This window comes from Methylobacterium sp. D54C (assembly GCF_053345595.1).
Genome location: NZ_JBKFAK010000008.1, coordinates 225,984 through 247,616 on the forward strand (window position 1 = coordinate 225,984; position 21,633 = coordinate 247,616).

16 protein-coding genes are annotated in these 21,633 nt (G+C 72.6%); 6 read left to right on the forward strand and 10 right to left on the reverse strand.

The features are described 5' to 3' along the window. Positions 1-34: 34 nt before the first annotated feature. Together glgA and ACLBYB_RS18285 are read right to left on the reverse strand one after the other, a co-directional pair. Positions 35-1,573 carry a glycogen synthase GlgA gene (gene glgA / locus ACLBYB_RS18280; RefSeq protein WP_447699604.1) on the reverse strand — a complete coding sequence of 513 codons (1,539 nt, stop codon included), beginning with the start codon at positions 1,571-1,573 and terminating at the stop codon, positions 35-37. 350 nt (positions 1,574-1,923) lie between these two features. Then, a complete protein-coding gene (locus ACLBYB_RS18285) occupies positions 1,924-3,510 on the reverse strand; it encodes an alpha-amylase family glycosyl hydrolase (protein ID WP_020093339.1) in 1,587 nt (528 codons plus the stop codon). Positions 3,511-3,914: 404 nt separating this feature from the next. Here ACLBYB_RS18285 and ACLBYB_RS18290 point away from each other — a divergent pair, with 404 nt between their 5' ends. Next, on the forward strand, positions 3,915-6,452 hold the full coding sequence (locus ACLBYB_RS18290; protein WP_447699605.1) for a glycogen/starch/alpha-glucan phosphorylase: 2,538 nt from the start codon (positions 3,915-3,917) through the stop codon (positions 6,450-6,452). A 45-nt stretch (positions 6,453-6,497) separates the two neighbouring features. Here ACLBYB_RS18290 and ACLBYB_RS18295 read toward each other — a convergent pair whose 3' ends face one another. From ACLBYB_RS18295 to thrC, 7 genes are all read right to left on the reverse strand, one after another. Next, on the reverse strand, positions 6,498-8,060 hold the full coding sequence (locus ACLBYB_RS18295; RefSeq protein WP_447699606.1) for a methyl-accepting chemotaxis protein: 1,563 nt from the start codon (positions 8,058-8,060) through the stop codon (positions 6,498-6,500). Between the two features lie 345 nt (positions 8,061-8,405). Continuing rightward, complete coding sequence (locus ACLBYB_RS18300; protein WP_447699607.1) at positions 8,406-9,470, reverse strand: SGNH/GDSL hydrolase family protein; 1,065 nt, start codon at positions 9,468-9,470, stop codon at positions 8,406-8,408. Positions 9,471-9,558: 88 nt separating this feature from the next. Beyond that, the gene (locus ACLBYB_RS18305; RefSeq protein WP_447699608.1) at positions 9,559-10,530 is read right to left on the reverse strand and encodes a ferredoxin--NAD(+) reductase; all 972 of its coding nucleotides are present in this window, start codon (positions 10,528-10,530) and stop codon (positions 9,559-9,561) included. Between the two features lie 29 nt (positions 10,531-10,559). Beyond that, complete coding sequence (locus ACLBYB_RS18310; RefSeq protein WP_447699609.1) at positions 10,560-10,940, reverse strand: hypothetical protein; 381 nt, start codon at positions 10,938-10,940, stop codon at positions 10,560-10,562. Positions 10,941-11,062: 122 nt separating this feature from the next. Next, a complete protein-coding gene (locus ACLBYB_RS18315; protein WP_447699610.1) occupies positions 11,063-13,993 on the reverse strand; it encodes an EAL domain-containing protein in 2,931 nt (976 codons plus the stop codon). Between the two features lie 186 nt (positions 13,994-14,179). Next, complete coding sequence (locus ACLBYB_RS18320; RefSeq protein WP_447699611.1) at positions 14,180-15,475, reverse strand: M16 family metallopeptidase; 1,296 nt, start codon at positions 15,473-15,475, stop codon at positions 14,180-14,182. 88 nt (positions 15,476-15,563) lie between these two features. Then, positions 15,564-16,976, reverse strand: a complete 1,413-nt coding sequence (gene thrC, locus ACLBYB_RS18325) for a threonine synthase (protein ID WP_447699612.1) — start codon at positions 16,974-16,976, stop codon at positions 15,564-15,566. Between the two features lie 220 nt (positions 16,977-17,196). Here thrC and ACLBYB_RS18330 point away from each other — a divergent pair, with 220 nt between their 5' ends. Continuing rightward, complete coding sequence (locus tag ACLBYB_RS18330) at positions 17,197-17,523, forward strand: hypothetical protein (RefSeq protein ID WP_447681803.1); 327 nt, start codon at positions 17,197-17,199, stop codon at positions 17,521-17,523. Positions 17,524-17,603: 80 nt separating this feature from the next. Here the strand turns inward: ACLBYB_RS18330 and ACLBYB_RS18335 are convergent, their stop codons facing one another. Continuing rightward, positions 17,604-18,017, reverse strand: a complete 414-nt coding sequence (locus ACLBYB_RS18335; protein ID WP_447699613.1) for a DUF4864 domain-containing protein — start codon at positions 18,015-18,017, stop codon at positions 17,604-17,606. Between the two features lie 450 nt (positions 18,018-18,467). Between ACLBYB_RS18335 and rutA the strand changes: the two genes are divergently transcribed. The 4 genes from rutA to rutD all read left to right on the forward strand — a co-directional run bounded on the left by rutA (position 18,468) and on the right by rutD (position 21,627). Continuing rightward, the gene (rutA, locus tag ACLBYB_RS18340) at positions 18,468-19,562 is read left to right on the forward strand and encodes a pyrimidine utilization protein A (RefSeq protein ID WP_026604959.1); all 1,095 of its coding nucleotides are present in this window, start codon (positions 18,468-18,470) and stop codon (positions 19,560-19,562) included. An 11-nt stretch (positions 19,563-19,573) separates the two neighbouring features. Further along, complete coding sequence (gene rutB, locus ACLBYB_RS18345) at positions 19,574-20,347, forward strand: pyrimidine utilization protein B (protein WP_447699614.1); 774 nt, start codon at positions 19,574-19,576, stop codon at positions 20,345-20,347. A 114-nt stretch (positions 20,348-20,461) separates the two neighbouring features. After that, on the forward strand, positions 20,462-20,848 hold the full coding sequence (rutC, locus tag ACLBYB_RS18350) for a pyrimidine utilization protein C (RefSeq protein WP_056523171.1): 387 nt from the start codon (positions 20,462-20,464) through the stop codon (positions 20,846-20,848). Further along, positions 20,848-21,627 carry a pyrimidine utilization protein D gene (gene rutD / locus ACLBYB_RS18355; RefSeq protein WP_447699615.1) on the forward strand — a complete coding sequence of 260 codons (780 nt, stop codon included), beginning with the start codon at positions 20,848-20,850 and terminating at the stop codon, positions 21,625-21,627. Before rutC ends, rutD begins: the two co-directional genes overlap by 1 nt. Positions 21,628-21,633 lie beyond the last annotated feature (6 nt).

The window sequence follows — 21,633 nt, forward strand, 5'->3', positions numbered from 1 at the left end:
CTCCCCGCCCCGCAGGGGGGCCCGCGAGAAATCCCTACGCCGCCCGCCAGCGCAGCCCGACGCTGTTGCCGATGGCCCGGCCGTAGAGCCCGGCATAGTCCTCGGCGGCCCGGTCCCAGCCGAAATGGGCCGCCATGGCCCGCCGCCGCATGGCGTTGAGGCGCTTCTTCTGGCCGAAGGCCTCCAGCGCCCGCCGCACCGCCGCCCCGAAGGAGGCGGCCGAGGCCTCCCCGAAGGTGAAGCCCGTCACGCCGTCCTCGACCGTGTCGGCGAGGCCGCCGGTCCGGCGCACGATCGGCAGGGAGCCGAAGCGCTGCGCGTACATCTGGGCGAGGCCGCAGGGCTCGAAGCGCGAGGGCATCAGCAGGAAGTCGCTGCCGGCGAACATCCGCCGGGCCTGCGCCTCCTCGAAGCCGACATGCACGCCGACCGCGTCGGGATGGCGCTTGGCCAACCCCTGCAGCGCCTGCTCGAACCGGCCCTCGCCCCGGCCGATCACCACGAGCTGGCCGCCCCCGGCTACGATGGTCTCGGCCGCCTGCAGGCTCAGGTCGATGCCCTTCTGGTGCACGAGGCGCGACACGATGGCGAAGAGAGGCCCGCGGGAGACCGCGAGGCCGAATTGCTGGCGCACCGCCTCGGTGTTGGCGCGCTTGCCCTTCCAGTCGTCGATCTCGAAGCGCGTGGCGAGGTGCGGGTCGGTGGTCGGATCCCAGCTCTCGTCGATGCCGTTCAGGATGCCGGCGAGCCGGCCCTGGCCGGCGCGGGTGCGCAGCAGCCCGTCGAGGCCGCAGCCCAGCTCGGGCGTCTGGATCTCCCGCGCGTAGGTCTCGCTCACCGTGGTGACCTGCGAGGCGTAGAAGATGCCGGCCTTCAGGAAGGAGAGCTGTCCGTAGAACTCGGCGCCGTCGACCTGGAAGGCCGCGTCCGGCACGCCGAGCCGGGGCAGGGCGTCCCGGGGGAACAGGCCCTGGTAGGCGAGGTTGTGGATGGTCAGCACGCTCGGGACCCGCCGGCCGCGCCACGCGAGATAGGCCGGCGCCAGGGCCGCCTGCCAGTCGTTGAGGTGCAGGAGGTCGGCCGCCCAGTCGGGATCGGCGCCGGTGGCGAGGTCCGCCGCCGCGAGGCTGAGGCGGGCGAAGCGCAGGTCGTTGTCGCCGAAATCGCCGTGCTGGTCGCCGTAGGGCGTGCCGTCGCGCTCGTAGAGGTCGGGGCTGAGCAGGACGTAGATCCGCAGGCCGTCGGCCGCCTCGACCAAGCCGAGGTCGCAGGCGGGAATGCCCGCGAAGCCCTCGAGGCGGGCGACGACCGGGATCTCCGGGAAGGCGGCCCGGACCTGCCGGTAGCCCGGGATCAGGACGCGGATGTCGTAGTGCGGGACCAGGGCCCGGGGCAGGGCGGCCGAGACCTCGCCGAGGCCGCCGGTCTTCACGAAATCCGCCATCTCGGGCGTCGCGTAGAGGATGCGGCGGCGCAGCGAGGCCGGCCGGGCCGGAACCGGTACGGGACCGACGTCGTTCCCCTCGCCGGACGACCACTCGGCGAAGGGACCACCACGGCGCGCATCGAGCATCAGCATTGATCCTGGCCGGGCGGAATGCCCCGGTCTGGCAGTCGACCGGGCAGGCACGGCTGTCACGATCTCAACCACGGCCAATGCTCCTTCGCCGCGACGGTTCCGTTGCGACGCACAAAATAGGCCACCGTGGTGATTAAGCGTCACTTACCTATGTGGCATCGCAGCGAGAAATCGCGCCGCCACGGCGGATTTCGGCCTCTGGATACAGATCTTCGGCCCGGAACGACGGCGCCCGGCGTAACCGGACGGGTCCCGCATGTCCGTCTTCGCCCGATCGGCGGTGCCCGCCGAGCCCCTGATTCGGTCCCCGGCCTGAGGGGTGCCGGAGCCGGGGCGGCCTCGCGTCACCCGGCGCGGCGCAGAATCACCCCCTCGGCGGGCTCCAGCGCGAGGGTGAGGCCGGCCGGCTCGCCCGCGCGCCCCGGACGGGTCGAGAGCAGCACGGTCCAGGCCCCCTCGGGGAGCGGCAGGTCCTGCGACGCCGCGCCGAAATTCAGGAGCACGCGCAGGACGTCCCCGTCGGCGAAGCGCTCGTAGGCGAACACCTCGGCGATCCCGAGCGGCACCTCGCGGTAGCCGCCCACGGCGAGCGCCGCGTGGTCGCGGCGCAGGGCGAGCAGCCGCCGGTGCAGGGTGAGCATCGAGCCCGGATCCGAGCGCTGGCTCTCGACGTTGCAGGCGGCCCAATCCGCCGCCAGCGGCAGCCAGGGTTCGGCCGTGGAGAAGCCGGCCTGGGGACTGTCGTCCCACTGCATCGGCGTGCGCTCCGGGTCGCGGCCGTGCCCGGGCTCGTTGTGCTCCCAGGGATCCCGGGCGCGGTCGGGCGGGATCGGCACGTGGCCGAGGCCGATCTCGTCGCCGTAGTAGAGGGTCGGCGTGCCCCGAAGGGTCAGCAGCAGCATCGCGGCGATGCGGGCCTGCGCCGGCCCGACCCGCGCGGCGATGCGCGGCTGGTCGTGGTTGCCCAGCACCCAGTTCGGCCAGCCGCCCTCGGGCAGGGCCGCCTCGTACTGCGCCACGAGGTCGGCCACCGCGTCGGCCCGCCACGGGGTCTGGATCAGCTGGAAATTGAACGGCAGGTCGGCCCCGGTCAGGTCCGGGCCGTAATAGGCGACCAGCCGCTCCACCGGCAGGTAGATCTCGCCGATCAGCACGCGCTCGCCGTACTGGCGCAGCACCGCCCGCATCCCGGCGATCACGTCGAAGATCTCGGGCCGGTCGGCGGAGTAGACCTGGGTGAAGCGGTTGATCTCGGGCGAGCCCGGCGCGTAGTCGGGATTGGCCGGGTTGTCGCGGAATCCCGCATCCTTCATCAGGTGCCAGATCACGTCGACCCGGAACCCGTCGACTCCGCGCTCCAGCCAGAAGCGGAGCACGTCGTGCATGGCCGCCCGCACCGCGGGGTTGCGCCAGTTCAGGTCCGGCTGCTCCGCCAGGAAGGCGTGGTAGTAGTACTGGCCTGTGGTCTCATCCAGCGTCCAGGCCGGGCCGCCGAAATTCGACAGCCAGTTGTTGGGCGGGCCGCCGCCGGGCGCCGGGTCGCGCCAGATGTACCAGTCCCGCTTCGGGCTCGCGCGCGACGACCGGCTCTCGGAGAACCAGGGATGCGCGATCGAGGAGTGGTTCGGCACGAAGTCGAGGATCACCTTCAGCCGACGCCGATGTGCCTCCGCCACGAGGGCGTCGAAATCGGCCAGCGTGCCGAACAGCGGGTCGATCCCGCAGTAATCGGCCACGTCGTAGCCGAAATCGGCCATGGGCGAGGGGTAGACCGGCGAGATCCACACGGCGTCGACCCCTAGCCATGCGAGGTAGTCCAGCCGCGCCGTGATGCCCGGCAGGTCGCCGACCCCGTCGCCGTTCGTGTCCTGAAAGGAGCGCGGATAGACTTGGTAGACGGTCCCGCGCTTCCACCAGACGGTGTCGGTCATGCTGCGCCCCTCGCATCGGCGGCCCACGCTTAACCGCTGACCCGCGCGCTGGCGACCGGCGATGGATGCGCTCAGAGCGCGCGCCGCGCGCGAAACGCCCCGACGCGGCGTCGCCCAGGGAATGGCTGCGCCCCCCAAAACCTGTGCGCATGCCCCTCACGCAGGGCGACGCCGCGCGGCTGTGCCTGGAATGTCACGCCGCCCTGCCATATCTCTTCCGCCGTGCCCGTGCGCTCCGCCGGAGCGGCGCTGCCACGACTTCGCCGGAAGCCGACCGCATCGTCGGACGCTTCGGGGCACGGATCGCCCGTCCGTTCATGCGGCGGCAATCCATCAAAAGAGATAATCCGCCCACGATACCCCCGGCGCTAGAATCCGGGGCGACGACTTTGGGGGACCCGCACGTGTTGAACGATGTTCTGACCCGGCCTGTGCCACAAGATGTCTCGCGCGACGAGCGCGCAACCGAGGCGCCCGCCCCGGCCGCCTGGACCGCCCCGGCTCTGTCCGGGAGCGGCGACGCGGTGGTGGACCTGCGCGAGGCGATCCGCGCCAAGCTCACCTTCACGCTCGGCCGCACGCCCGAGACCGCCCGCCCGCGCGACTGGTTCGCCGCGACGGCGCTGGCCCTGCGCGAGCGGATCGTGGCCGCCGCGCTGACCTCCGAGCGGAGCGTGCCGAACAAGCGCGTCTACTACCTGTCGCTGGAATTCCTGATCGGCCGGCTGATGTCGGACGCGCTGAACAATCTCGGCCTCACCGAGACGACCCGCGGCGCGCTCCGGGAGCTCGGGATCGATCTCGACGCCGTGCAGGACGCCGAGCCCGACGCGGCCCTGGGCAATGGCGGCCTCGGGCGGCTCGCCGCCTGCTTCATGGAGAGCATGGCCAGCATCGGCATCCCGGCCATGGGCTACGGCATCCGCTACGACCACGGCCTGTTCCGGCAGTCCTTCGAGGACGGCTGGCAGCGCGAGGCGCCGGAGACCTGGCTGGCCGAGGGCAACCCCTGGGAATTCGTCCGGCCCGAGGCGACCTACGCGATCGGGTTCGGCGGCACCGTCACGCTGTCCTCGCCGGAGGAGGGGGTGATCCGGCGCCACTGGCAGCCGGCCGAGACCGTGCGGGCGGTGGCCCACGACGTGCCGGTGGTCGGCTGGCGCGGCCGCCACGTCAACGGCCTGCGCCTGTGGAAGGCCGAGGCCGGCGAGCCCGTCGACCTCGCCCGCTTCAACGGCGGCGACCATGTCGGCGCAGTCGCGGCGCGGATGCGCGCCGAGGCGATCTCGCGAGTGCTCTACCCGAGCGATTCCTCGGCCGAGGGCCAGGAGCTGCGCCTGCGCCAGGAATACTTCTTCACCGCGGCCTCGATCCAGGATCTCGTGGCCCGCCACGTGGCCGAGCGCGGCGACGTCCGGTCCCTGCCGGACCACGCGGCGATCCAGCTCAACGACACGCACCCGGCCATCGCGGTGCCGGAGCTGATGCGCGTCCTCCTCGACGTCTACGGCCTCTCCTGGGAGGATGCGTGGCACGTCACCACGCACACGCTGCACTACACGAACCACACCCTCCTGCCCGAGGCCCTGGAGACCTGGCCGGTGGAGCTGATGGAGCGGCTGCTGCCGCGCCACATGCAGATCATCTACCTGATCAACTGGATGCACTTGGAGGAGCAGGCCAAGCACGGCCGCCAGGGATCGGCGGATGCCGCGGCCTACCTCGCGTCGATCTCGCTGATCGACGAGTCGCACGGGCGGCGGGTGCGGATGGGGCACCTCGCCTTCCACGGCGCGCGCCGGGTCAACGGCGTCTCGGCCCTGCACACGGACCTGATGCGCTCGACGGTCTTCTCCGACCTGCACGCGCTGGATCCGGACAAGATCGTCAACAAGACCAACGGCATCACCTTCCGCCGCTGGTTCCACAACGCCAATCCCGGCCTCACCCGGCTCGCCGTGGAGACGGTGGGCGCCGGCGTGCTGGACAATCCCGAGCTGCTCCGGGGCCTCGAGGCCCATGCCGAGGACCCGGCCTTCGTGGCGCGCTACGCGGCCGTGCGCCGGGAGCGCAAGGAGGCCCTGGCGGCGATCATCGCCGAGCGCACCGGCATCGACGTCGATCCGGCCGCTTTGTTCGACATCCAGGTCAAGCGCATCCACGAGTACAAGCGCCAGCTCCTCAACGTGGTCGAGACCGTGGCGCTCTACCAGGCAATCAAGGCCGAGCCGCACCGGGACTGGACGCCCCGGGTGAAGATCTTCGCCGGCAAGGCGGCGCCGAGCTACGTCCAGGCCAAGCTGATCATCAAGCTCGCCTGCGACGTCGCCAAGGCGGTGAACGACGATCCCGAGGTCGCGGACCGGCTGAAGGTGGTGTTCCTGCCGAACTACTCGGTGAGCCTCGCCGAATCGATCATCCCGGCCGCCGACCTGTCCGAGCAGATCTCCACCGCCGGCATGGAGGCCTCGGGCACCGGCAACATGAAGTTCGCCCTCAACGGCGCGCTCACGGTGGGGACCCTCGACGGCGCCAACATCGAGATCCGCGACCATGTCGGGGCGGACAACATCTTCATCTTCGGCCTGGAGGCCGACGGCGTCCGCGCCCGGCAGGCCGAGCCGGACTACGCGGCCCGGGCGATCCAGGCCTCGCCGCGGCTGGCCGCCGCCCTCGACATGATCGCCTCGGGACGGTTCTCGCCGGAGGAGCCGGGCCGGTTCCGGCCGCTCACCGACGACCTGCGCCGGCGCGACCAGTACCTGCTCACCGCCGATTTCGACGATTACTGGCGGGTGCAGCGGTCGATCGACGCCGCGTGGCGCGATCCCCGCGGCTGGTGGGCGAAGGCGATCCGCAACACCGCCCGCATGGCGTGGTTCTCCTCCGATCGCGCCATGCGCGAGTACGCCGAGGAGATCTGGCGGGTCCGCCTGGGCTGAGTCGCCACCGGCCCGCTCCCGCGCGGGAGCGGGCCTGCGCCGCCCTCAGGCCGCGCGCACGTCGGCCAGGAACCGCCCGACCTCCGCCGAGAGCCCCTCGGACTGACGGGACAGGGCGGTGGCGGCCGTGAGCACGTGGTCGGCCGCGACCCCCGTCCGATCGGAGGCCTCGGCCACCCCGGCGATGGTGCCGGTGACCTCCGCGGCGCCCCGCGTCGCCTGAGCGACGGTGCGCACGATCTCCCGGGTCGCGGCGCCCTGCTCCTCCACGGCCGCGGCGATCGCGATCGCCACCCCGTTGATCTCGCGGATCCGGTCGATGATCGCGCCGATGGCGCCGACCGCGGATCCGGTCACGCCCTGGATCCGGCCGATCTGCGCGGCGATCCCGTCGGTCGCCCGCGCGGTCTTCTCGGCCAGGGCCTTCACCTCACCCGCCACGATCGCGAAGCCGCGGCCGGCCTCGCCGGCCCGCGCCGCCTCGATGGTGGCGTTGAGGGCCAGCAGGTTGGTCTGCTCGGCGATGGACGCGATCAGCCGCACCACCTCGCCGATCTCGGAGGCCGCCTGCCGCAGCTCGGCCACGAGCCCGGCGGTCTGGTCGGCCTCGCCGACCGCCTGCTGGGCGAGTTCGGACGAGCCGCCCGCCTGACGGCCGATCGCCTGGATGGCGCTGCCGAGCCGCTCGGTCGCGGCCGCCACCGCGCCGATGTTGACCGCCGCCGCCTCGGCCGCCAGCGCCACCGCGCCGGACTGGCTGGCCGTCTCCTGGGCGGTCACAATCATCTGGTGGGCGGTGCCCTCGAGTTCGCCCGCGGCGGTCGAGACCCGGTCCACGATCCTGGCCACCGCCGCCTCGAAGGTCCGGGCGAGGCCCATCGTGGCCTCCTTGCGGGCCGCGGCCGCGGCGGCGTCCGCGCGCCGCCGGCCCTCGGCTTCCGCCTCGGCGTTGCGGATGATCAAGCTCCGGATCGCCTCGACCGCCCGGCCCACCGCTCCGATCTCGTCGCCGCGCCGCGCCTCCGCGATCGTGGCCGCGCCGTCGCCCTGCGCCACGCGCCGCAGCGCGGCGACGAGGCGGTGGAGCGGCCGCGTGACACCGACCACGACGATGGCCGCGGAGAGTCCCAGGGCGACGAGCAGGCCCGCCACCGTGGCGCCGATCAGGACCGACCGGGCCTGCTCGGCCCCCTGCTGCGTGGCGATCTTCGCCTCGCCGAGGCGGGCCGCCGCCGCCGCCTCGTACGCCTGGGCCGCCCGGTCGAACTGCGCCCGGACCTCGCGGCTGGCAACCACGCCGACCTGGATCGCCGCCGGCCGGTCATTCCGGAGCGCGAGGTAGTTGGAGCGGTCGAGCAGGTCGAAATAGTCCCGGGCGACCGTGCCGATCTGGCGCTGCAGCGCCGCGATCTCCGCGCGCCGCGAGCCCTGTTCCAGCGTCTCGATGCCGTCGGCCACGGCCTTGACGGAGGCGTCGTAGCGCTTGCGGAAGAGGGGGATGTCGCCTTTCGGCGCGCCGATGATGAGGTTGCGGTTCATGAGCGCCGCATCGACGAATTTTTCGCGGACACGTGAGAAGATCTCGAGCCTCGCGAAATAGTAATCCACCAAAAATCTATTTCTCTCCTCGATCGCTCTGAGTTCTCTGAGCGAGTACGCGGCAGAGGCGGCGCACACGATCACCATGAACAAGAGCGGCGCGGACATTTTCACATGCAGGTTCGCATCGCGCAGGATCCGCATTCCGTTCGATCTCCGCCGGCGTCACCGGCACAGCTTATCACACGCCACGAACAGGAAGCCACGATCGATCACATCACTCTTCGCGCGCACGAGTACACGAACCGATACAGAGACTGAATTGATAATTACAGAGATCGATAGATCGAATGCCATAAAGGTGCGTTATTCAAACGCTCGTGCCTGCATGACTATGCCTGACCGGGGCCGGGGTCAGGCGCCTCGGACGAGCCCGAGCCGCAATCCGACGCGGCGCAGGCCGCGCCGCAGCCGGTGAAGCTGGCGCGCGGCGCGCGGGGCGAGGCCCAGTCTGCGCCGGCAGACGACGTGCGACACGCGCCCGACCCGCGGGCCCGGATCCGGCGCGCCCTTGCGCAGGGCGATGTCCGGGCGCTCCGCCGACTGCGCGATCGTCAGCGCGCGCGCCGCCGGGAGGGTCACGCTGCGGAACATCGCGCGCGTGTAGTAGGAGAACGCGTCGTAGGCGACGAGGGTCCGCGCGCGCCCGGTCGCCGGATCCTCGACCGTCAGCGTGCCCGCCCGCGGCCCGTAGGTCACGAGGAGCCCGATCACGTCGCGGGGGCGCCCCAGGGGAACGGCGACGCGCGTGCCCTCCGGGATCTCCAGGAAGTCCAGCGGGATGCCGTTGCGGCGCAGGGCGAACCCGCAGGTCAGGCCGGGGAGGGCGCGCAGCGGCAGGGCCTCGAACCGGCCCGGCAGGGTCCGGAACCGGTCGATATAGGCCCGCCCCGGCGGCGGCGCGCGCAGGAAGCTGTAGACCAGGGTGCCGTAGAGGTCGGCGCCCGCCGGCGTGACGTGGGTCGCGTCCTTCAGCAGGTAGGTGATGTCGCCCGCGCCCGCGGCCGCCACCGGGGCGGCGATGTCGAGATAGGGGATCCCGTAGAGGGCGCGATACTCCGCCAGCAGGCCGGCGACGGGCTCGGCCGCGTAGTCGACGCCGCCCTGGTGGAGGTTGAGGAAGGCGACGGGCAGGTCCCGCCGGGCGGTCGCCGCGAGGATGTCGTCGAGATAGGCCCGCATCGTCGCGCCGTCGAAGTAGCGGACGTTGCCGGTGAACAGCTCGAGGAGGACGCGGTCGCAGGGGAGCGCGTCGAGGATCTCGTCGATCAGGGCGACAATGGAGGGCAGGGAATGGCCGCCCCAGCCGCTGCGGAGGAAGGTGACCAGGCGCCCCTCGGCCTCGGCCAGGGCGTTGGCCCGCTCGACGTAGCCCGGCAGCTCCGTGACGCTGTAGCCGAGGCAGAGGACGCGGATCATCGGGGCTCGGATCGGGCTCAGGATCGGCCCCGTGCGGCCGCTCCGGCGCCGGTAGCAGCCGGGCGCCGCCGCGTCGAGGCGACGCCGGTCAGTCGATCACGATCGGGTAGCAGCGGGCGCCCACTGCGGCAGCGAGCACCTGCACGGCGCCGACCGTCGAGTGGTCGCCCGCCACGTGGACCACGTCGGTGGCGCGCAGGCTCGGCAGGTGGGCGCTGAGCGGGCCGGAGCGCACGTCCGGCGGCCGCTGGCGGCCGCGATCGGCGCAGAGCACGATCCGGCCGACGCCGGTGCGGCGCAGCCAGTCCAGGCTCTCGCGCATGTAGAGGTCCAGGGCGTCGCGGGCGCCGACGGCCAGGGCCATCTCGCGGGCGGGCTCGACGTAGCGGGCCGCCCGGGCGATCGCCCAGATCGCGCCGAAGCCGGCGCCGGCCGCCACCAGCACGAGCCGGCCGCCCCCGGGGCGGTACTGCCCCCGGCCGACGGGGCCCTTGAGACGCACCGGCTGGTCGAGGCGGAGCCCGTCGAGGGGATCGCCCTCGGGGTCGCGGGCGACGTGGAACACCACGTCGTTGATCTCGGTCGTGCCGTCGAGCCGCAGGGTCGGGGACAGCGTCCGCGTCGGCAGACCCGCGAAGGTCACCAGTGCCTGGTGGCCGGGCTCGCCGGTCGGGCGCCGGGTCAGGGTCGCGACGATCTCGAGGATGCCGGGACTGAGTCGGCGGATCTCCGTGACCGTGCCCTTGCGGACGGCGACCGGCGGCGGCGGCGCCTCCTCCTGGCCCTGGATCGGGGCGCCGGGCAGGGCCGGGCGCAGGGCCTCGGCCCGGGCCCGCCGGGCCGGGTGCCGGCGGCCGGACGGCGCCGCGCTGCCCTGAGCGATCCCCTGAGCGATCCCCTGAGCGATCCCCTGAGCGATCCCCTGGCCGGCGAGCAGGTTGCCGGACTGCGCCTGCAGCGGCGCGATCATGCCCTCGGCCAGCGCCGCCTCCAGCGGCGTGTCGCCGGTCGAGACGCGGACCGACCGACCGTTGACGACGAGCGAGCAGCGCGCCCCCATGGCTCTCCCCCGCATGCCCTGGTGACGGATCAGCGGGCGCGGATCAGGAGCGAGTCGACCAGGGCCGCCCAGCGCTCGCGGGTCGCGCGGACATCGTCGGTCGGGGCCGATTCGGTCAGGAGCTGACGCTGCGCCCGCAGCGACTCGACCTCCTGCCGCTGGGCCCGGAGCACCGCCTTCATCACCTGCAACTCGGTCTCGAGGCGGACGATCGTGTCGGCCTCGGCCAGCGCCTCCGCGTCGTCCGCGGCCTCGTCGGCATAGGCGTCGGCGAACGCGTCGACGCGGCGCGGGTCGCGGAGGGGCATCCGGGTCCGGACCTGCTGCTCCAGCCGGACCGGCCGGGCCATCAGGCGGCGCACAAGGTCCGAGCCGCCCGCCTGCTGGTAACGCCGTGCCGCCTCGGCCATCCGACCCATCCCCATCGCGGGCGCTGGAGGGCCCGCCTATCAACAGGAGCTTGATCGGACATGGTTAAGGCGAACTTAAACCGATCCGCGACTTTCGCCGGATCGGGTCCCGGGAGCAGCCCTCAGGCCGCTTCCGGGGCGGCCCCGACGATCTGGCGGGCCTGCAGCATGGTCATCGGCTCGCCGAAGGCCGGGCCGAGGGCGTACTCGCAGCCGAGACCGGCGAGCGCCTGGGCGTCGGCCTCGGACTCGCAGCCCTCCGCCACGATGGCGAGGTTCAGCTCGCTCGCCATGCGCACGATGGAGCGCAGGATCGCGGTCTGCCCGGTGCCGATCTGGCGCACGAAGGTCGCGTCGACCTTGATCGTGTCGAACGGGAAGCGCTGGAGATAGGAGAGGGCCGAGTAGCCGGTGCCGAAATCCGATAGGCACAGGCCGGCGCCGAGGTCGTGGATCCGCGCCAGCATCTGGGCGGCGTATTCCGGGTTCTCCATCACGAGGCTCTCGCTGAACTCCAGCTTGAGCGAGCCGGGCAGGGCCCCGGAGCGGGCCAGCACGGTCTTCACGTCGTGCAGGAGGTCGTGGCGCAGGAGCTGGCGCGAGGACAGGTTGCAGGCCGCGAAGATCGGCGGCTCGACCTCCAGGGAGCGCTGCCACGCCGCGAGTTCGAGAGCCGTGCGCTCCAGGGCGAAGATGCCGAGATTGACCACGAAGCCGCTCTCCTCGGCGAGCGGCAGAAAGGTCGAGGCGGGGATGCGCCCGAGCTTCGGGTGGTCCCAGCGCAGCACGGTCTCGAACCCCGCCACGGTGCGGTCCTCGAGCCGCACCACCGGCAGGAACAGCACCCGCATCTCGTTGCGCTCGATCGCCTTGCGCAGGTCGCTCTCCAGCATCAGCCGGTCCGAGCGGTCGGTGCGCATGTGGGCGCGGAACACCTCGATCCGGTCGCCGCCGTTGCGCTTGGCCTGGATCATGGCGATCTCGGCGCTCTTGAACACCTCGTCGCGCTTCAGGTTGGCGCCGGCCTCGTAGAGGGCGAGGCCGATCGAGACGGTCAGGAAGATCTCGCGGTCGGCGTAGGTGATCGGCGTGGCGATCGCCCGGCGGATCATCTCGGCGAAGGCCAGGATCCGGTCCGGGTCGCGCTCGGAGAGGAGGATCACCGCGAACTCGTCGCCGGCGACCCGGGCCAGCGTGTCCTGCGGGCGCAGCAGGCGGCCGAGGCGGCGCGACAGGGTCAGCAGGATCGAGTCGCCCGCCGACAGGCCGATCGCGTCGTTGATGCCCTTGAACCGGTCGACGTCGAGGACGATCACGGTGGGCTTGAGGCGCTGGTCCTGGCCGGCGAAGGCCAGAGCCGCGTCGAGGCGGTCGCCGAACAATTCGCGGTTCGGCAGGCCGGTGAGGCTGTCGTGCACGGCGTCGTGGAGCAGGCGCTCCTCGGCGGTCTTGATCTCGGTGACGTCCGCGATGGTGCCGACCACCCGGATCACCTCGCCGTCGGCGCCGATCACCGGCCGCGCCTTCAGCCGGTACCAGAAGAACGTGCCGGCCTCCGAGCGCAGGCGGAAATCGTGGACGATGCGGCCGCGCCGCTCCTCGATCACCGTGTCGAGGGCCGCCGAGTAGCGCTCCACGTCGAAGGGGTGGAGCGCGCCCAGCCAGTTGGTGGCCGGCCCCTCCAGGGTGCCGCGGGCGAGGCCGAGCTGGCCCTCGATCTCAGGGCCGACGAAGACCCGGTCGGCGGGCACGTCCCAGTCGAACACCACGTCGCCGGCGCCGGTCAGCGCCAGCGCCCGCCGCTCCGTGTCGGAGACCAGGGTGTGGCTGAGGCCGCCGCCCGCGAAGGCGTGCTGGAGCACCGTGAAGCCGATCAGCATCACGATCAGCACGAGGCCGCCGATCAGGGCCGGCTGCACGAGGTCGCTGCCGATCTGGCCGGTGACCGCGAAGCCCGCCGCCGTCACCCAGACGACGAGCAGGAGCCAGGTCGGCACCAGCAGGATCGCCCGGTCATAGCCGTTATGGGCTGCGAGGTAGACGATCAGCAGCAGGCCGATCCCGGCCACCGCGGCGATCGAGATCCGCGCCACACCCGCCGCCACCGGCGGGTCGAACACCGCGAGCCCGACGAGGCCCGCCAGGAAGGCGAGCCAGAAGAACGCCACGTGGCTGTAGCGCACGTGCCAGCGGGCGAGGTTGAGATAGGCGAACAGGAAGACCAGCAGCGTCGCCCCGAGCACCGCCTCCGCGGAGGCCCGGTAGACCCGCTCGGCGAGCTCGGTGACCGGGAACACCCGCTGCAGGAAGCCGAAATCGATGCAGGCATAGGCCAGCACCGACCACGCGAGCGCGGCGGCGGCCGGGAAGATGATCGCGCCCTTGACCACGAACACGATGGTCAGGAACAGGGCCAGCAGGCCGCTGATCCCGATGATGATGCCCTTGTAGAGGGTCAGGCCGGCGGTCTTGCGGCGGTAGGCGTCCTGGTCCCAGAGGCGCAGCTGGGGGACGTTGGAGCCGCGCAGCTCGGCCACGTAAGTGACGGTGGCGCCGGGATCGAGCGTGATGGTGAACTGGTCGGCCTCCGGGTTCTCGTCCCGCTCGGGCCGGATGCCCTGGCTCGCCGTGATGGCGGCGATGCGCGAGCCGCCGAGATCGGGCCAGATCACCCCGGAATCGACCAGCCGGAAATGCGGGGCGACCAGGATGCGGTCGATCTGCTCGTCGGTGTCGTTGGTGAGCGCGAACACGATCCAGTCGGGCCGGGCGCCGGCGTCGCGCGCCTTCACGACGATGCGCCGGACGATGCCGTCCTTGCCGGGCGCCGTGGAGATCTGGATCAGGTCGCCGTCGGAGCGGTAGCGCTCGATCGCGGTGGTCAGGTCGATCACCGGCGCGTCGAGGGTGACGCGGACCGCCTCCACGGCCTGGGCGGGCGCGCTCGCGGCGAGCGTGAGCGCGAGGGCACCGACGAGACCGCCGACCAGGGTCAGGAGGAGGGCGAGGATGCGCAAGGGTGTCTTGACTTCCGGCCGTGCGAGCTTCGGCATCGGCCGCCCGGGCGGCCTCGATCGATAGGCGCGGACCTGACCTGGGGCAAGGTCGCCCCGGGGCCGGTCCACCGCCCGCGGATCGCGCCCCTTTGCGGCCAAATCAAGTTGGGCGGGGCGGGGGCCGGCCGTTGCGGGGGGTCTCCGCTCGCAAAGACGGTGGCGCGGCGACCGACCGAAGCTGCCCTACGCCCCCCGGAGCGCGCCCGCGATCCTGTCGAGGGCGGGCAGCTTGCGGATCGGGCCGATCGCCGCCAGCGTCGGCGTGCCCTGCAGCATCGCGGCCGCCGCGGCGCGGACGTCCTCGACCGTGACGGCATCGACCTTGTCGATCACCTCCCCGGCGGGAATCACCCGGCCCCAGGCCAGGATCTGGCGGGCGTTGCGCTCGATGCGCCCGCCCGGCGTCTCCAGGGCCGAGAGCAGCGAGACCTTCAGCTGCGCCTTGGCGCGGGCGATCTCGGTGGCGTCGAGGTCGCGGGCCGCCCGGGCGGTGGCCGCCAGGGTCACGTCGACGAGCTCGGGCAGGTCCGCTCCGGCGGTGCCGGCGCCGATTCCGAACAGGCCGCAATCGGAGAAGGGCCAGTGGAAGGCCTGGATCTCGTAGGCGAGGCCGCGGGTCTCGCGCACCTCCTGCCAGAGCCGCGAGGTCAGGCCGCCGCCCAGCACCTGCGCGAACATGTGGAGCGCGTAGTAGCGGTCGTCCCGGAAGGAGAGGCCCGGCAGGCCGATCACCACGTTGGCCTGCTCGAGCTTGCGCGGCATCCGCCGCTCGCCGCCGCCGTAAACGCCCGGCACCGCCGTGGGGGCGGACTTGGCGGGGAGGGCGCCGAAATGGCGCTCGGCCGCCGCCACGATCGCCTCGTGGGTCACGGCCCCGGCGCCCGCCACGACGATGCGGTCGGGCGTGTATTCCCGGTCGAGATAGGCGCGGATCCCGGCCTCGTCGAAGCTCCGGATCGTCTCGGGCCGCCCGAGGATCGGCCGGCCGACCGGCTGGTCCGGGAAGGCCGCCTCCGTGAAGGCGTCGTAGACCACGTCGTCCGGCGTGTCCTCGACGGCGGCGTATTCCTGCAGGATGACGCCTTTCTCCCGGGCGAGCTCGCCCGCGTCGAACACCGAGTCGGTGAGGATGTCGCCGATCACGTCGAGGGCGAGGCCGGCATCCTCGCCGAGCACCCGGGCGGTGTAGCTGGTGCCCTCCGTGGAGGTGGCGGCGTTGATCTCGCCGCCGACATTCTCGATCTCTTCCGCGATCTTCTGCGCCGACCGGGTGCGGGTGCCCTTGAACGCCATGTGCTCGATGAGGTGGGACAGGCCCGCCTCGTCGGCCCGCTCGTTGCGCGAGCCGGCGCCGACCCAGACGCCGAGGCTCGCGGTGGCGACCCCGGGCATCGGCTCGGTCACCACCGTGACGCCGTTTGGAAGCCGCGTGGTGCGCAGGGACGGCGAGGCGGCGTGGGTGGAGAAATGCTGGTTCATCGACGGCTCGTCGCGGAGGGGGCCGGATGCGGCGCGGGTCCCCGCTCCCGCACGGGAGAGGGGGCGCGTCGCGTGACGCGCGCCGGGCTCACGCACCCCTCGTGATGCGGGCGCGCTCGCGGATGAGCGCCTCCAGGGCGGCCTGGTCGTTGGCGACCCGGGTCAGGCGCTCGGGCCGGTCCATCAGGTCGGCGAGGTGCGGGGGCAGGGCGGGGCGCAGGCCGCCGGTCGCCCGGGCGACCGCGTCCGGGAACTTCGCGGGATGCGCGGTGGCGAGCGCCACCACGGGGGTCGCCGGGTCCCGCTCCAGGAGCCGCCGCCCGGCCCGGACGCCGATGGCGCTGTGGGGATCGAGCACCACGCCGGTGGCGGCCTGGGTCAGGGCGATCTCCGCCATGACGTCGGGCTCCGGCACCGCCACGGCGTCGAACTCTGACCGCACCGTCGCCAGCACCTCGGGGCTCAGCGAGAACCCGCCGGACTGCTTCAGACCGGCCATCAGCCGCGACAGGGACGCGGCGTCGCGCCCCAGCGCCTCGAACAGCAGCCGCTCGAAGTTCGACGAGATCTGGATGTCCATGGAGGGCGAGGTGGTGGGGACCACGCCGCGCAGCTCGTAGGCGCCGTGCTCCAGGGTCCGCACCAGGATGTCGTTGGCGTTGGTGCCGATCATCAGCCGCTCGACCGGCAGACCCATCTGCTTGGCGACCCAGCCGGCGAGCACGTCGCCGAAATTGCCGGTCGGCACCGCGAAGGAGACCGGGCGGTGGGGGGAGCCCAGCGCCACGGCGCTGGTGAAGTAGTAGACCGCCTGCGCCGCGACCCGGGCCCAGTTGATCGAGTTGACGCCCGACAGCCGCACCGCGTCGGCGAAATCGGCGTGCTGGAACAGGGCTTTGACGAGGTTCTGGCAATCGTCGAAGGTGCCGTCGACGGCCAGCGCGTGGACGTTCTGCGCCGGCACCGAGGTCATCTGCCGCCGCTGCACCTCCGAGACCCGCCCGTGCGGGTAGAGGATGAACACGTCGACCCGGTCGAGGCCGCCGAAGGCCTCCACGGCGGCCGAGCCCGTGTCGCCCGAGGTCGCGCCCACGATGGTGGCGCGGGCGCCGCGCTCGGCCAGGACGTGGTCCATCAGCCGCCCGAGCAGCTGCATCGCCACGTCCTTGAAGGCGAGCGTCGGCCCGTGGAAGAGCTCCAGCAGGAACAGGTTGTCGTCGAGCTGGGTCAGCGGGCAGACCGCCGGGTGGCGGAACGTCGCATAGGCCGCGTCGATCATCCGGTCGAGGTCCGGCCCGGCGACGTCGCCGTCGATCAGCGGGCGCAGCACCCTTTTGGCGGCCTCCGCGTAGGGCCGGCCCGCCAGGTCGGCGATCTCCGAACGGCCGATCTGCGGCCAGGTCTGCGGCACGTAGAGCCCGCCGTCGCGGGCGAGGCCCGCCAGGAGCGCGTCCGAGAACGAGAGCGGCGCGGCCGCGCCGCGAGTCGAGACGTGGAGCACGGGGTCCTCCGAGGGAAGGCGCCCCCTCTACACGATGCCGGCGGACCTGTCGAAAGCCGAGCGCCGCCGCTCTGGCTGCCGGGCGCGCACGGGGCGGGGCCGGCGGTTTAACCGGGGCTGAACGGGCCGGTTCAGGGCCGGTTGCCCGGCCGCGTCCTAGAGCCGGACCGCCCCGCGGCCCTGAGCCGCCGGGGCGGATCCCGTCTCGGAGAGAGCCGACATGACCCGAATCATCGCCCTCGCGGGCGTCGCGGCACTGCTGTCCGGCACCGTCGCCTTCGCGCAGGCCCCGCCGCCGCCCGGCGGCCCGAGGCCCGGCCCCGAGGCCGGCGCGCCACCCCCGCCCCCCGGCGACCCGCGCCGCGGTCCCGGCCCGGACGGCCCCCCGCCGCCTCCGCCCCCACCTCCGCCGTCGCGGGCCGCCCACATCGTGCTGGAGCGCGGCGACGCGCGGGTCGACGTGAAGTGCGCCGACGACGACACGACCAAGGCCTGCGCCGACGTCACCCTGCAGATGCTCGAGAAGCTCGGGACGTTCCGGCCCTGAGCTCGGCCTCCGCGCCCGCCGTGCCGGCGGCGGGCGCCCCTCGGGCGCGCGCTCTCCTGCGCGCTCTCCTGCGCGCGTCCTCAGGCGCGCGTGCCGGGCGCCTTGGTGAGGCGGCAGCCGGTGATGCGCCACTGCCCGTCCGCGTCGCGGGCGAGGCTGTACTCGGCCGTCCAGTCGTCACCGTACTCGTCCTGGATCGCCACCGACTGGACCACGCCCGCCGCGTCCGTGTCCCGCGCCTCGCCGAACACGAAGCTGCGGTGGCGGTAGACCGGACGGTACTGGTTCCGGACCATGCCGATGAACAGGTCGGCATTCGGGAACAGCTCCCGGATCCCCGGCGCGGCCTGCTCGTAGGCGGTCTGCGCGTCGTCGCGGCCGAGCGCCTGCTCCTGCTTGGCGATGACCGCCCGGGCCGCCGCGCGCCCCGCCTCGTCGGCCGCCACCGGCCCCGCGAGGCCGAGGACGAGGAGCAGGGCGGGCCACGCGCGCATCGCTGTCACTCCGGCAAGGTCCGGCAAGGTCCGGCAAGGTCCGGCAAGGTCCGGCAAGGTCCGGCAGGGTCGGACCGAGATCCGTCATCGTCACGGGAAGATGGTCTTCGCCACGCCCACGACAATGTTTGTGACCCTGCCGACAGTGATCGCCGCACCGTCACCGCATCGTGACCGATCATCGCGCCGCGCGGAAGCGCGGACCGGCGGGAAGGCGCGGCCGGACGGGAAGCGCGCATGGGTTGGGCAGGCATCGCGCCCTGGTTGTGCAAGTCGCTGGAAAGATAGGCATTTTCGCGCCCGACGGGCGCCGCGGGTTTGACCCTCCGCGGCGGTTTTGCGAGCCTCCGCTTGTCGACTCGGTTCCGGCGGGGAACCGACCGGGCGGAGCGCGGGACGACGATGCAGAGCCACGCGGACGACAGCGCCGATGCCCGTCCGGCACCGGCGATGAGTGTCGGGGTGTTCATCCCCATCGGCAACAACGGCTGGCTGCTGTCGGAGAACGCCCCGCAGTACCGCCCGAGCTTCGCGCTCAACAAGGCGATCACCCTGAAGGCGGAGGGCTACGGGCTCGACTTCGCCCTGTCGATGATCAAGCTCCGCGGCTTCGGCGGCAAGACCGAGTTCTGGGACCACAACCTCGAATCCTTCACCCTGATGGCGGGGCTCGCCGCCGTCACCACCCGGATCCGGCTGTTCGCCACCGCGGCGACCCTGTGCCTGCCGCCCGCCATCGTGGCCCGCATGGCCGCGACCATCGACTCGATCTCCGACGGGCGCTTCGGCCTGAACCTCGTCACCGGCTGGCAGAAGCCGGAATACGACCAGATGGGCCTGTGGCCCGGGGATGAGTATTTTGCCAGGCGCTACGACTACCTGGCCGAGTACGCCCAGATCCTGCGCGACCTGTGGGAGACGGGCGCCAGCGACCGCAAGGGCACGTATTTCCAGATGAACGATTGCCGGCTGAGCCCCCGGCCGCAGGCGCCGGTGAAGATCATCTGCGCCGGTCAGAGCGGCGCCGGACTGGCCTTCACGGCCCAGTACGCCGACTACAATTTCTGTCTGGGCAAGGGGCTCAACACGCCGACCGCCTTCGCGCCCGTGGTGGAGACGCTCGCCGAGGCCAGCGCGCGGACCGGGCGGCGGGTGACCGCCTTCGCCCTGTTCATGATCATCGCCGACGAGACCGACGACGCCGCGATGGCGACCTGGGCGCACTACAAGGCGGGCGCGGATGCCGAGGCGATCGCGTGGCTCGGCGTCCAGGGCGCGGCCGACACCAAGTCCGGCAGCGACACCAACGTGCGCCAGCTCGCCGACCCGACCTCGGCGGTGAACCTCAACATGGGCACCCTGGTGGGCAGCTACGCCAGCGTGGCCGCGATGCTCGACGCCGTCATGACCATCGACGGCGTCGAGGGCGTGCTGCTCGTCTTCGACGATTTCCTCAAGGGCCTCGACGATTTCGGGACCCGGATCCAGCCCCTGATGCGGTCGCGCCGGCACGTGACGGCGGCGGCACTGCCCGAGGTCGCCTGATGGAGCGCCCGATGGACCAGCCAGCCGGATTCCGCGACGCCCAGGGCCGGCACGGCGGCGTCGTCCTGCCGGCCCGCCCGGAGCCGATCGCCCTCGATCCCGCGACCACGGTCCTCATCGTGGTGGACGTCCAGAACGCCTACGCGAGCCCGGGCGGCTACCTCGACCGGGCCGGCTTCGACGTCTCGGGCACCGGCCCGGTGATCGCCCGGATCGCCCGGGCTGTGGCGGCGGCGCGATCCGCCGGCATCCCGGTCCTGTGGTTCCAGAACGGCTGGGACCCGGCCTATGTCGAGGCCGGTGGCCCGGGCTCGCCGAACTGGCACAAATCCAACGCCCTCAAGACGATGCGGCGGAATCCTGAAGCGAACGCGCAGCTGCTCGCCAAGGGATCCTGGGACTACGCGCTGGTGGACGCCCTGAGGCCGGAGCCCGGCGACATCGTGATGGGCAAGCCGCGCTACAGCGGCTTCTACAACACGCCCCTCGACAGCACCCTGCGGTCCCGGGGCGTGACCACGCTGGTCTTCACCGGCATCGCCACCAACGTCTGCGTCGAGTCGACGCTGCGGGACGGGTTCCACCGGGAGTATTTCGGGATCGTGCTGGCCGACGCCACGCACCAGGCGGGGCCGGAGAGCCTGCAGCACGCGGCGCTCGCCAACATCGAGACCTTCTTCGGCTGGGTCTCGGACGTCGCCGCCTTCGAGGCCGCCCTCGGGGCGTCCTCACACGCCGGGATCGATACATATGGCGGTACATCCGGCGGCGATCTGGCCGGATAAGTGCATCGCGCGCCCGGCCGGTGACCGGCAGGGTGCGCGAAGACCGCCGCGACGCGGCCTCCCGCGCGGCCTGCCCGGCCCGGCCGACAGGTCGCGCGCGGGAGGCGCAGGGGAATGCCCAAGCAGGTCGTGATACCGCCGGGGACCGGCAAGCCGCTGGCCCCCTACGTGCCGGGCACCCTGGCCGACGGGATCCTGTACGTCTCGGGCACGCTGCCACTCGATGCGGAGGCCAACGTGGTCCATGTCGGCGACGCGGCGGCCCAGACCCGCCACGTGCTGGAGACCGTCCGGGGCGTGGTCGAGGCCGCGGGCGGCACCATGGACGACGTCACCTTCAACCACGTCTTCCTGGCGGACTGGGCCGACTACGCCGCGATCAACGCCGTCTACGCCGAGTATTTCCCGGGCGAGAAGCCCGCGCGCTACTGCATCCAGTGCGGCCTCGTGAAGCCCGAGGCCCGCGTGGAGATCGCCGCGATCGCCCATATCGGCCGCTGATGGGCCCGCTCCCCCACGCGGTGGCCGGCCCGGCGGGCGGGCGGCCGGTGCTGCTCTCGCCGGGCCTCGGCGGCGCGGCGAGCTACTTCGCGCCGCAGATGGCGGCCCTGACCGCGCGGTTCCGGGTCGTCACCTACGACCACCGCGGCACCGGGCGCTCGCCCGGCCGGCTCGCGCCGGACCACGACGTCCCCGCCATGGCGCGGGACGCGCTCGGGGTGCTGGACGCGGCCGGGATCGACCGGGCCGACGTGGTCGGCCACGCGCTCGGCGGCCTGATCGCCCTCCAGATGGCGCTGGACGCCCCCGGGCGGGTCGGGCGCCTCGTCGTGATCAACGGCTGGGACGCGATGGACCCGGCCACGCGCCGCTGCTTCGCGGCCCGCCGGGCGATCCTGGCCGGGGGCGGGCCGGAGGCCTACGTGCGGGCCCAGGCGATCTTCCTGTACCCGGCCCCCTGGCTCTCCGCGCAGGCCGAGCGGGTCGAAGCCGACGCGGCGCAGGCCCTGGCGCATTTCCCCGGCGCCGAGACCGTGCTGACCCGCATCGCCGCCCTGGAGCGCTTCACCATCGCGGACCATCTCGGGGCGATCGGCCACGAGACCCTGGTCATGGCCGCCCGGGACGACGTGCTGGTGCCCTACACCCGGTCCGAGCGGCTGGCGGCGGCGCTGCCCAAGGCCCGGCTCGCCCTCGCCCCGGAGGGCGGCCACGCCCACAGCGTCACCCGGCCCGAGGCCTTCAACCGGGCGCTCCTGGAGTTCCTGGAACGGGACTGAGCGCCC